Raw genomic sequence first — 12,490 nt, forward strand, 5'->3', positions numbered from 1 at the left:
TAAGGATGCTTGCATGCGGCGTGTTCGTGGCCGCCCAGCCAATTCGATGGAAAGCCAGACCGGCGACCGGGGCGTGCGGGGCATGCGTTTCCTGCGCGGGTTGATGCCTGCCGGCACCACGCATGACCGTTCTTCCGTGTCGAATCGCGTGCGAATGACGGCCGATGCGCTGCCGCTCGTTCTGCTCGCTGAACTCACCGTCGCGGGTGCGCTTGGGCTGGTGCGGGCGCATCGTCTCGACACGGTCGGGATCGCGCTCATCGTAGGTCCGCTGATCGGGATGCTGCTGGCGGGCGGGCTCGTATGCCTTATCGTCGCGCGCGGGATGCAACGTCGCGTCCGCGCGGAAGACATGCATGGGGTGATCGCCGTGGTCGCCTTCGTCCATGGGCTCGGCTGGGCCTGCTGGATGTTCGGTTTTCACAGCGACATGGCCTCGCCGCTCTGGCCGATTGCTGCGATCGCGCATTGCGGTCTTTTGATCCTCGCTACGATGACGTTCGTGCCGGTGCCGATCGCCGCGCTCGCCTTGTGGCTGCCGCTGACGGCGGCGGCCGTGTGGGTGTTCGGGAACCTCACCGGTCTCGTCATCACTCTGCCGATGGCGGGGTTGATCGTCGTGGCGCTCGGAGGCATTTCCGAACGCTCCTACGTCGCTTCGCACCGCTGGCTCGAAAGGGCGTCCGCCGCCCTCAAGGCGGCGGTTTTGCTGCGCGAGTTCGAGGAGACCCGCCGTGGCTGGTTCTGGGAAACAGACGCGCGCGGCTATCTCACCTATATCACCCCGCAGCTGGCGGCGGCGCTCGGCCGCTCGGTCGAACAATTGCTCGGCACCGCCTTCACGGAGCTCGTCCTGCACGAGCGCGAAGAATCCAATTTTACGGGGCAGGGCGAACGGACGCTGGGCTTCCACCTGTCGACGCGTCTGGCCTTTACCGAGATCGCGGTGCGCGCGGCCGGGATCGGCGATGCGCGCTGGTGGTCGCTGTCGGGCCGCCCGGCCTTCGACGATGGCGGCAATTTCCTGGGTTTTCGCGGTTCGGGCACCGACCTGACCGAGATGCGCAAATCGGAGGCCGAGGTGAAGCGCCTCGCCAGCTATGATCCGCTCACCGGCCTGCCCAACCGCATCATGATGCGCCGCACGCTCGACGAATCGCTGCGCGACGTCGCGGGCAAGCCGAAGCGCGCGGCCCTGTTCCTGCTCGATCTCGATCGGTTCAAGACGGTCAACGACACGCTCGGCCATCCGGTCGGCGATATGCTGCTGGGCCAGGTGGCGGAGCGGCTGACGCGGATCGTCCACACCGATGGCCAGGTCGGCCGCCTGGGCGGCGACGAATTCAAGGTCGTGCTGCCCGGCATCGCCGAACGCCCGCGCCTCGCCGCACTCGCCGATGCGATCATCGCCGAACTGTCCAAGCCCTACCGCATCGACGGATCGTCGGTGTCGATCGGCGCCTCGGTCGGCATCGCGATCGCGCCCGACGATGGAGCCGCGGCCGACGCGCTGGTCCGCAACGCTGATCTCGCGCTCTATGCGGCCAAGGCCGACGGCAAAGGCGTCCACCGCTTCTATGAGCCGGAGATGCACGCCTCCGCCAAGGATAAGCGGCTGCTTGAAATGGATCTGCGCAAGGTGCTGAGCGAGAGCGGCCTCAGCCTCGTCTATCAGCCGGTCGTCGACGCCGTGACCGAGGCGATCGTGGGGTTCGAAGCGCTAGCACGCTGGAACCACCCGACCCGCGGACTGGTCTCGCCCGCCTCGTTCATCCCGGTCGCGGAGGAGATCGGCCTGATCCCGCAGATCGGCGAATGGGTGTTGCGTACGGCCTGTCTGGAAGCCGCCAACTGGCCCGACAATGTCCGCGTCGCGGTCAACATCTCGCCGATCCAGTTCGCCTCTCCGGCCCTCCCCGGCATCGTTCTGTCCGCGCTCGCCGCCGCGCAACTGCCGCCGCACCGGCTGGAGCTTGAGATCACCGAGGGCGTGTTCCTGGGCGACGGCGAGGATACCGACGCGATGTTCGCCAAGCTCAAGGGGATCGGCGTCCGCTTCGCGCTCGACGATTTTGGCACCGGCTATTCGTCGCTCGGCTATCTAAAAAAGGCGCCGTTCGACAAGATCAAGGTCGACCAGAGCTTCGTGCGCGGCGCGGCGGTGCCGGGCAGCCGCAACGCGGCGATCGTCCGCGCGATCGTGACGCTCGCCGAAAGCCTCGGCATGGAAACCACCGCCGAGGGCGCCGAAACGCCCGAGGAACTGGCGCTGATCCGTTCGCTCGGCTGCAGCCATATCCAGGGCTATATCTTCGGCAAGCCGATGTCGTCGGACGAGGCGCGCGCCCGCGTTGCCCAGCACGGCAAGTTCGCGATGCCTGGCCTGCTCGTCAGCCGGGATCCGCGCGTCGCGGTGCTGCGGTCGGCGATGGTGCGATCGAACCTCGGCAACATGCAGGGCCGCGTGCGCAACCTCTCGCGCACCGGCGCGATGATCGAATGCATGACTCCGCTACCCGCCGACACGCAGGTCGTCCTCGAGTTCGGCGACGGTGGCCGGATCGGCGGCACCGTGCGCTGGGCGGGTGAGGATCGTTTCGGAATGATGTTCGATGAGCCGATCGAGCTGGAGCAGCTCAACCCCGGCCGGATGGCGAAGGCAAGCGCGGCTTAGTCTCTCCCTTAAACGCCCCTCCCTGAAAGGGAGGGGAGGCAGAGAGCTTAGAAGCCCGTCGCCAGCGTGAGGGCGATCGTCTGGCGGTCGCGGCGGGTGGAAGCCATCGCCTGGGCGTCGTCGGCGGTTATGCGGCCGTGGCGGGCCTCGATCCCTATCCGCATCGATTGCGCCTGGCCGAAGTCGGGGCTGTAGGCGATCGCGGCGATCATGGCGCTGCCGGTCGGGCGGCCGCCGCTCGCCAATTCGATCCCGCGCTGCGCGCCGGACCATTTGCTGTCGTCGATGGCGAGTTGATAGTGCGCGCTCAACTGCCAGTGATCGTCATGTACCCAGCCGGCACCGACGCTCGCGGTGCCGCTCACCAGCTTGCGCCCACCCGCCATCGGCACCGCGCGGCGGCGGCTTTCGCCGATCATCCGGGCCGATAGCCACAGCCGCCCGCTTTCGCTCGCGTCGAAGCCGTAGCCGATCACAACCGAGGATCGCGACAGGTTCGCCTGCTTCTGCTCGCCGGCCTGACGACCGCCGAGTTTGCGCCCCTTCACCTTGTCGATCGCGATCGACAGCGCCGGATCGCTGCCGTCATCCAGCGTCGCGGGGGCAAGCGGCTGTCTGGGCGTCGCGCCGTAACGGGCGCGCAAGATCGGGACGGGCAGGTCGCACGTAGGGCAGTCGATCATGATCGCAGGCGGCATCATCACGGCAGGCGCTCCCCAAAAGCGTCACGTCGGATGAGGGCGCTCTACAGGCGTTGCGCGATAGGCATGAGTCAGTCCGGTTAAGGGACGGTGACAGCCGCTTTCTATCCTCCCCCGCCAGGGGGAGGTGTCAGCGCAGCTGACGGAGGGGGAGGATGCGGCTCACTAGAGTTGGTCGTTGACCTCCCCCTCCGTCGCCTTCGGCGCCACCTCCCCCTGGCGGGGGAGGATGAGATTTACCGTGTCTCGCGAAAAACCACGAATTTCGAGACGATGAAGAAATAGACCGCGAGCGACAGCGTCGTCAGGATTTTCGCGATCCAGGGATTGAGGACCAGCGAGTAGAGCGAGATCAGGGCGGTCGACACGCCGATGCCGACGATGTTGGCGATCACGAAGGTCGCGATCTGCTTGACATGCCGCCCGTCGTCGAGCCGCTGGCCGAAGGTCCACGTCTTGTTGAGCAGGTAGGACAGGGTTGTGCCGACCAGATAGCCGGCCGCGTTCGCGATCTGTATCGGCACGCCGAGCACGCCGTAGAGCAAGCCGAAGATCGCATAATCGGTGCCGTTGTTCAGCACGCTGACCGTCAGGTAACGGACAGCCTGCGATCGGCCGAGGCGCGCGAGCATGCGGGCGCTCAGACGCTTTCGGGCGGGCGGCCCAGCGATATGTCCGTGGTGGGCGCATGGACGCTGGGGCGATCGATGAAGCCCATTCCGGGAATGCCGACCTGGCCGATCTCATGCCGGGTCTTCACCTCGCGGATCAGGAAGAGCGGGCGTCCCTTCGACTGCATGTAGAGCCGGCCCAGATACTCGCCGAGCATCCCCGCGATCAGCATCTGGCCCGAACCGAGCAGGACGACGATGACCATCAGCGATGTCCAGCCCTGTACCGTCTCGCCGCTGGCCCATCGGACCAATGTATAGGCGAGCAGGACCATGCCGATCGCGGCAAGGATCACCCCGAAATAGCTCGCCATGCGCAACGGCAGAATCGAGAAGCCGGTGGTCGCGTCGACCGTGAGCTGGAGCATCTTCTTGAGTGGGTAGTTGGTCTCGCCCGCCAGCCGCGCGTCGCGATGATAGCGATAGGCGACCTGCCTGAACCCGATCCACGCGACCATGCCACGGATGAAGCGGCTCTGTTCGGGCATCGCCATCAGCGCGGCGAGCGCACGGCGGGTCATCAAGCGGAAATCGCCGGTGTCGACGGGCAGATCGACGTCGGACAGCTTCTTGAGCATCCGGTAGAACAATTTGGCGGTGAACTTCTTGGCGAATGTCTCGCCCGCGCGGGTCAGGCGCTGGCCATAGACGACGTCGGCCTGCTCGGTGCGCATCATGTCGAGCATCGGCTGCAGCGCCTCGGGCGGATCCTGCAGATCGGCGTCGATGATCAGGATATAGTCGCCGCGTGCCAGCGAAAGCCCGGCGGTGAGCGCGAGCTGATGCCCGTGGTTGCGCGACAGATCGACGCCCACGACGCGATCGTCCTGCGCGGCAAGATCGGCGATGATCGGCCAGGTGCGGTCGCGCGAACCGTCATTGACCAGGATCAGCTCGTAATCGTCGGTGACGGCCTTCGCGGCATCGGACACGCGGCGGTGGAGCGTATCGAGGCAGAGCTCCTCATTATAGCAGGGCACCACGATCGATAGATATGTCACCCCGGCCCTCCGCGCCCAACCGGCCGGCACCAAACCACGCTAACGATGGCGGGGCAAGGTTGGGTTATGCAAACTATCCTCCCCCGCCAGGGGGAGGTGGCGCCGAAGGCGACGGAGGGGGAGGATACGACTCAAACGAGTTGGTCGCCGTCCTCCCCCTCCGTCAGCTGCGCTGACACCTCCCCCTGGCGGGGGAGGATGAATCAGACCGCAGCGCCCATCAGCGCGGGGAAGAATTCCTCGTGGGCGCTGCGCAGGTCGGTGAGCGAGACGCCCGCAACGTCGGTGCCGCCAGTCGTGCCCAGGCGATGCGCGGGGATGCCGGCGGTGAGGGCGGCGGCCATCACGGCGTCGCTGTTCGCGGTGGTGACGATGTAGCGGCCCTGATCCTCGCCGAAGGCGCGGGTGTGGCTCATCTCGCCCAGCTTCGCGCCGATCCCGCCCGCCAGCGCCATTTCGGTCACGGCGACGAGCATGCCGCCGTCCGAGATGTCGTGGCATGCGGTGACGGTGCCCGACAGGATCAGGTCGCGTACGAAATCGCCGTTGCGGCGCTCTGCGGCCAGATCGACCGGCGGCGGTGGGCCGTCCTCGCGGTCGAGGATATAGCGCAGCCACAAGGACTGGCCGAGATGGCCGTCACGATCGCCCGCTTCGGTGCCGATCAGGACGATATGTTCGCCCTCCGCCTTGAAGGCGACGGTTGCCGATGTGGCATAATCCTGAAGCAGCCCGACGCCGCCAATCGCGGGGGTGGGCAGGATGGCGGAGCCGCCGCCGGTCGCCTTGCTCTCGTTGTAGAGGCTCACGTTGCCCGACACGATCGGGAAGTCGAGCGCGACGCACGCCTGCGACATGCCGTCGAGGCAGCCGACGATCTGGCCCATGATCTCGGGACGCTGCGGGTTGGCGAAGTTGAGGCAGTTGGTGACCGCGAGCGGGGTCGCGCCGACCGACGTCAGGTTGCGCCACGCCTCGGCCACCGCCTGCTTGCCGCCCTCGATCGGATCGGCGAAGCAATAACGCGGCGTGCAATCGGTGCTGATCGCCAGACCCTTCTGCGTGCCGTGGACGCGCACGACCGCGGCGTCGCCGCCCGGACGCTGGACGGTGTCGGCGCCGACCATATGGTCATACTGCTCCCAGATCCAGCGGCGCGAGGCGATGTCGGGCGATCCCATCAGCGTCACAAGATTTTCGCCGATCGTGCCCTTCGGTGCGACCTCGCCCAGCGGTTCGCGCTTCGGCGTCGGCACCCACGGGCGATCGTAGAGCGGGGCTTCGTCGGCCAGCGGGCCAAGCGGGATGTCGCACACCGTCTCGCCGTTGAACGTCAGGACCATGCGGCCGGTCTCGGTGACGTGGCCGATCACCGCGAAGTCCAGCTCCCACTTGCGGAAGATCGCTTCGGCGAAATCCTCGCGGCCGGGCTTCAGCACCATGAGCATCCGCTCCTGGCTCTCGCTCAGCATCATCTCATAGGGGGTCATGCCGGTTTCGCGCTGCGGCACCTTGTTCATGTCGAGCTCGATGCCGACCCCGCCCTTGCTGGCCATTTCGACCGAGGAGGAGGTGAGGCCCGCCGCGCCCATATCCTGGATCGCGACGATCGCGTCGGACGCCATGAGTTCGAGGCACGCCTCGATCAGCAGCTTTTCGGTGAAGGGATCGCCGACCTGCACGGTCGGGCGCTTGGCGTCCGAATCCTCGCCGAAATCGGCCGAGGCCATCGTCGCGCCGTGGATGCCGTCGCGGCCCGTCTTGGAGCCGACATAGACGATCGGATTGCCGACGCCCGAGGCCGCCGAATAGAAGATCTTGTCCTGATCGGCGATGCCGACGGTCATCGCGTTGACCAGGATGTTGCCGTCATAGGCCGGGTGGAAGTTCACCTCGCCGCCCACGGTCGGCACGCCGACGCAATTGCCATAGCCGCCGATGCCGTGGACCACGCCCGCGATCAGGTGGCGCATCTTGGGATGATCGGGCCGACCGAAGCGCAGCGCGTTCATGTTCGCCACCGGACGCGCGCCCATCGTGAAGACGTCGCGCAGGATGCCGCCGACGCCGGTCGCCGCGCCCTGATAGGGTTCGATGTACGACGGGTGGTTGTGGCTCTCCATCTTGAAGATCGCGGCCTGCCCATCACCGATGTCGATCACGCCCGCATTCTCGCCGGGACCGCAGATCACCTGCGGGCCGGTGGTCGGCAGCTTCTTCAGGTGAATGCGCGACGATTTGTAGCTGCAATGCTCCGACCACATGACCGAGAAGATCCCGAGCTCGACCATGTTCGGCTCGCGGCCGAGCGCGTGGAGCAGGCGATCATATTCCTCGCTCGACAGGCCATGTTCGGCGACGATCTGGGGCGTGATGGGTGCAGCACTCTGGGTCATGCGCGGGCCGATAGCGAAACGCGGGCGGGGTGGGAATGCCTGATCGTGCGAGAGTCGATCATCCGTGCACGCCGGGTGCCGTGCAGGTCGCCCGGGCGGGGTCATCAAATGGGCCTCGGGGATGGGGCGATTGTGCCGCCTCCGATTCGCGGCTTAGCCTTCTCGCGACGCGGCCCGGCAGAGGCGCGCGATGCCTGATGGCCCGAGAGGAGAGCTCGATGAAATATGGTTATCTGATCCGTGGCGGAACCGTGGTCGACGGCACCGGTGCCCCCGCTTTTCAAGCCGATGTCCGCGTGGTCGACGGCATGATCGCGCAGATCGGCAAGGGGCTGGAACAGCGCCCGCGCGAGCGCGTCTTCGATGCGGCCGGCTGCTATGTGACCCCCGGTTTCGTCGAGACGCACAACCATTTCGACGCGCCGATGTGGTGGATGCCGATGCTGGAGCCGATGGCGGCTTACGGCGTCACCACCTCGATCAACGGCAATTGCGGATTCGCGGCGGCCCCCTGTTCGGACAATGCCGAGGATCGGCTGGAGATGGTCAAGATCTTCTCTTTCTTCGAAGATATCCCGATCGAGCCTTTCCTGAGCGTGCTGCCGTGGGATTGGCGCAAATGGAGCGAATATCGCGCGTCGATCGAGAAGCATCTGGCGCTGCCGGTGAACTTCGGATCGTTCTGCGGCCATATCGCGCTGCGCCTCGCGGTGGTCGGCAAGGAAGCGTGGGAGCGTCCGTCGACCAAGGAAGAAATCGCCAAGATGTGCGCGCTTCTGGAGGATGCGCTGGACGCGGGGGCGCTGGGCCTGTCGAGCAACATGCTCGATTGGGACCAGAAGGGCCGCGCGATCCCCAGCATCACCGCGAGCGACGAGGAATGGTCGGCGCTGGTCGACGTGCTCGCGCGCTATCCGGGCAAGACGATGCAGGTGATCCTGGGCAACTTCATTCGCTATACCGGCGTCGAGGACATGAAGCGGCTCGAAGCGATCATCGGCGATCGCGACATCAAGCTGCAGTGGCTCAACCTGCCGCCCAAGAAGGGCAAGCCCCACCTGCTCGAACTCTATGACATGCACGCGCGCTACAAGGCGGAGGGGCGCAACTGGGTGCCGACCTTCGCGACCCAGCCGCTGGCCAGCACGATCACCTTCTATTCGTCGCTGGTGTTCGGGCAGGCGGGCATCCTGGTGTGGCACGAACTGATCGAAGCGCCGACCGACGAGGCGAAGACCGCGCTTCTGGAAGATCCGGCGTGGCGGGCGCGGGCGCGCGAAAGCTGGGACAATGTCTATCCGGGCACGCCGATGAGCCGGCCCGAAGAACGCTTCCTGCAGGAAAGCGAGACGGGGATCGGCCCGGTCGGCATCTCGCTCGCGCAACTTGCGGCGGACACGGGGCTGCATGTGTCGGACGCGCTGGCCGAATGGCTGCTCGCCAACGGTTTCGGCTCGGTGATCATGAACCAGCTGCCGCCGATGCGCACCAATGAGGAGATCGCCGAGCTGATGGCCGACCCGCAAGCGATCTGCAACGTCACCGACGCGGGCGCGCATGGCCAGATGCTGTGCGGCATCGGCAACAACGCGCTGCTGCTGACGACCTTGTGCCGCGATGGCGATTATGCGCCGATCGAACTGGTCGTCCACAACCTGACCGGCAAGCTCGCCAACTGGTTCGGGCTGATCGATCGCGGTGAGATCAAGGTCGGCAAGGCGGCCGACATCGCGGTGTTCAACCTTGACGAAATCGAACAGCGGCCGATCGAACGCACGTTCGACGTGCCCGACGGCAAGGGTGGGCGCACCTGGCGCTACACCCGCGCGCCCGCGCCGATGCGGCTGACGATGGTCAACGGCACCCCCACCTACGTCAACGGCCGCTATACCGGGCAATTCCCGGGGCAAGTCGTCTCGCCAATGGTCGAGCAGCCGCTCGCCCAGGCGGCAGAATAAGGGAGCGCAGGATCATGGAAGAAGCCGTCTCCGTCCGCCGCGAAGAGGTCGATGAAGCCGCGACCGTCGCCGAGAACAATGCCCGCCACCAGATGAGCGACAAGGAGGCCGCCTATATGCGCGGCCGCGCCGAGCCGGTCACGTCGAGCGTGCTGATATCGTCGTCCAAATATCTGAACGACCCCTTCTACCGCGAAACCTATGCGCAGTTCGCATTGAGGAAGCCGGGGCCGGACCTGCCCGCGACCTATCTGATCCCCAACATGGTCAAGGCCCTGTCGAGCCAGCGCGACGACCAGGAATATTATGCGCTGGTGCAGGAGGAGCGGAAGACCAAGCCCGAGTTCGACGCCTGGCTGAAGCGCCGTCGCCTGAGCCGCTACATCCCCGACGAGATGCGGCAATATGGCCCCGGCACGCTGGGCGCGATGATCCGCGACTGGATCGAGCAGTCGGGCATGGAGATCAACTTCATGAAGGCGGGCATGGAACCGCGCAACGACCTGGAATATATGGCGAAGCGCCGCGTGTCGCACCACGATATCGAGCATATGGTGACGGGCTTCGGCCCCTCTGCGCTCGGCGAACAGGCGCTGGCGGTGATGAACAACGTGTGCACCCTGGCGTATTTCAGTCCGCGGCTCGCCAAGTATATCAACGAAGCGACGATGTTCGTCACCACGACCAGCCTCTATCGCCTTCACCTCCACACCACCGAACTGATGGCCGACAGCTATGATGCGTGGCGGCAGGGGATCGCGGCGGGGCAGGCGATCAAGAAGCCGCTGCTGCTGGTCGACTGGGAGGATTATCTCGACTGGCAGGTCGAAGACATCGCTGCCGACCTGGGCTTCGAGCGCGGGCCGGGCGACGGCTGGGCCTATTCGAACGAAGTGGTCGGGGCCGGGGGGTATTGAGCCTCCCTGCATAGGGAGAGTGCGCTCGCCTCCCTCTCTCGTCATTGCGAGGCGCCGCTTGCGGCGACGCGGCAATCCACTCCGAAGTGCGGACTGGATTGCGTCGTTGCCTTCGGCGCCTCGCAATGACGATGTGGGGAGAGGGGCGATCGGCCGCAGACGGAGCTGTGGCGTAGAATCAGGACAGGTGAAGGTCGGCGCGTCCTGCCAAAAGGGCACCCGGACGTTGGGTAACGTAAAGATAGTCGTGCGGGCATGGCTGGGGCCGACCGAACCGACATGCTTTGCCTGCTGTCACCAGGCCAGGGGATGCGGTCCTGCGATTGGCTGCTGCCGCTCCTCGATAGAGCGGCCCCGGCGATTGGAAACGAGACGCGGTCTGTCCGGTCGGGGCTACCCGGGATGCGGGACTCTGACTTCCCGCAGTGGATCGGCCCTGTCTTTCCTTCGAAACCGCAAGTCGCCTCCGCCTGCCGGCGGGTTCGTCCAGCACATGCCGGCGAGAAGCGATGCGCATCCGCTTCTGAACCGGATGACTTCGCGCCGACCTGTCACGGCCCGGTTCGGAGCGAGCTCTGCTCCGGGCCGGTCCTGCATCCTCACGCTGATCGGGCGAGAGGATGGTGGAACGACTAACCCAAATGGTTCGTTTTGTCAAGTCCAGAGATCCTCCCCGGGACGGGGAGGTGGCGCCGAAGGCGACGGAGGGAGCAGGAGGCAAAGCGTTGCGCCCGGCCTCCTGCCCCCTCCACCATGCTCCGCATGGTCCCCCTCCCCGTGCCGGGGAGGATCAAGTGTATCGCCATTGCAATATTGATTTTGGTTCAGCGATATTTGCGGTTTCCTCCGCGCGCGTGCTGCCTAGAGTGGAGCCACGATTCGAAACGAAGCGGAGAGGGAACATCATGAAGGATCAGCTCGGGCTTGCGGGCAAGACGGTGCTCGTGCTCGGCGGCGGGCAGGGCAATGGTGAGGCGACGTGCATCCGCTTTGCCGATGCGGGCGCGAACGTCGCGATCGTCGATCTGGACATCGGGCTGGCCGAAAAGGTCGCTGCCGACGTGCGCACGCGCGGGGTGAAGGCGGTCGCGCTGACCGGCGACGTGCGCCAGCCTGCCGAATGCGCGCGGCTGATGGAGGAAACGGCGCGGCATCTGGCGGTGCCCGACTGCATGATCACGATCATCGGCCAGGCGACGATGAAGCCGATCCTCGATCTGACCCAGGAGGATATCGAGCGCGATCTCGACATCAACCTGCGCTTCTTCGTCTATGCGTCGCAGGCGTTTGCCCGCGCGCTGATCGCCGCAGGCAAGGGTGGCACGATCGCGGGCCTCTCCTCGGTCGACGGCATCTTCGGTTCGCCGGTCCACGCGGCTTATGGCTTCGCAAAGGCGGGGCTGATCAGCTTCATCAAGTCGGCGGCGACCGAGTGGGCCGATCACGGCATCCGCGTGAACTGCGTCGCGCCGGGTGCGATCGTGACGGTGCGCGTGCCGGATTCGGAAGCGCGCCAGCAGGTGATGCACAATTCGATGATCCCGATGCGCCGATCGGGCCAGCCGAACGAGATCGCCGGCGCACTGCTGTTCCTGTCGTCGGACCTGTCGAGCTACGTGACCGGCCAGACCCTGCCGGTCGATGGCGGCTGGACCGCGGGCAATTACTTCAATGCCCAACGCAGCACGCAGGGCATGGTTATGGACAACGGCAAAAAGTTCTAGGACGCGACACATGCGTCATTGCGAGGAGCCGCAGGCGACGAAGCAATCCACTCCGACTGGATTGCTTCGCTGCGCTCGCAATGACGAGTTTGGGTGGAGCGCGTTATTGTCTCCAACCGTCGTCGCCGGACTTGATCCGGGGGCCGGCTGTTTTGTTCGGCAGCCAAGGCAGAGAAGTTGCACCCCGGCTCAAGCCCGGGGTGACGGGTTGTGAATGTCCGCTATGGGGTGGGAAGCAGCCTATCCGCTTTCGGGTGAGTGAGCTTGAATAGGAGACGTTGGCGCCTTCGCCGGGGCTCTCCGGAAAGCGGCAGCGATCCTCAAGCACTCTAAGAGGCGTTTACCGCCGCGCCACACCGATCAGCGCGGTCGAAGGGATAGGAAGGTGTGTCTGGTCGCCCGCCAGTAACCGTAGCTCCGCGACGATCATGCCTTTCTGCAGGTCATC

8 protein-coding genes are annotated in these 12,490 nt (G+C 65.7%); 4 read left to right on the forward strand and 4 right to left on the reverse strand.

The window, feature by feature from the left end; genetic code table 11:
* Nucleotides 1–13: 13 nt before the first annotated feature.
* The gene (locus tag FYJ91_RS20310) at nucleotides 14–2,674 is read left to right on the forward strand and encodes an EAL domain-containing protein (RefSeq protein WP_149524156.1); all 2,661 of its coding nucleotides are present in this window, start codon (nucleotides 14–16) and stop codon (nucleotides 2,672–2,674) included.
* Nucleotides 2,675–2,721: 47 nt separating this feature from the next.
* Here FYJ91_RS20310 and FYJ91_RS20315 read toward each other — a convergent pair whose 3' ends face one another.
* The 4 genes from FYJ91_RS20315 to purL all read right to left on the reverse strand — a co-directional run bounded on the left by FYJ91_RS20315 (nucleotide 2,722) and on the right by purL (nucleotide 7,443).
* On the reverse strand, nucleotides 2,722–3,378 hold the full coding sequence (locus FYJ91_RS20315) for a hypothetical protein (RefSeq protein ID WP_149524157.1): 657 nt from the start codon (nucleotides 3,376–3,378) through the stop codon (nucleotides 2,722–2,724).
* Nucleotides 3,379–3,611: 233 nt separating this feature from the next.
* Nucleotides 3,612–4,007: a GtrA family protein gene (locus tag FYJ91_RS20320; RefSeq protein ID WP_149524158.1), complete on the reverse strand. Its 396-nt coding sequence runs from the start codon at nucleotides 4,005–4,007 to the stop codon at nucleotides 3,612–3,614.
* A gap of 8 nt (nucleotides 4,008–4,015) precedes the next feature.
* Nucleotides 4,016–5,047 (reverse strand): glycosyltransferase family 2 protein, encoded by a 1,032-nt coding sequence (locus FYJ91_RS20325; RefSeq protein WP_149524159.1) that lies wholly within the window; start codon nucleotides 5,045–5,047, stop codon nucleotides 4,016–4,018.
* A gap of 203 nt (nucleotides 5,048–5,250) precedes the next feature.
* Nucleotides 5,251–7,443, reverse strand: a complete 2,193-nt coding sequence (gene purL, locus FYJ91_RS20330; protein WP_149524160.1) for a phosphoribosylformylglycinamidine synthase subunit PurL — start codon at nucleotides 7,441–7,443, stop codon at nucleotides 5,251–5,253.
* Nucleotides 7,444–7,661: 218 nt separating this feature from the next.
* Here purL and FYJ91_RS20335 point away from each other — a divergent pair, with 218 nt between their 5' ends.
* From FYJ91_RS20335 to FYJ91_RS20345, 3 genes are all read left to right on the forward strand, one after another.
* A complete protein-coding gene (locus FYJ91_RS20335) occupies nucleotides 7,662–9,401 on the forward strand; it encodes an N-acyl-D-amino-acid deacylase family protein (RefSeq protein ID WP_149524161.1) in 1,740 nt (579 codons plus the stop codon).
* Nucleotides 9,402–9,415: 14 nt separating this feature from the next.
* Complete coding sequence (locus FYJ91_RS20340; RefSeq protein ID WP_149524162.1) at nucleotides 9,416–10,318, forward strand: Coq4 family protein; 903 nt, start codon at nucleotides 9,416–9,418, stop codon at nucleotides 10,316–10,318.
* Nucleotides 10,319–11,223: 905 nt separating this feature from the next.
* Entirely contained in the window at nucleotides 11,224–12,042 is an 819-nt protein-coding gene (locus FYJ91_RS20345) for an SDR family NAD(P)-dependent oxidoreductase (RefSeq protein ID WP_149524163.1), read from the forward strand.
* Nucleotides 12,043–12,490 lie beyond the last annotated feature (448 nt).

It is taken from the genome of Sphingomonas montanisoli (assembly GCF_008274695.1).
Lineage (GTDB): Bacteria > Pseudomonadota > Alphaproteobacteria > Sphingomonadales > Sphingomonadaceae > Rhizorhabdus > Rhizorhabdus montanisoli.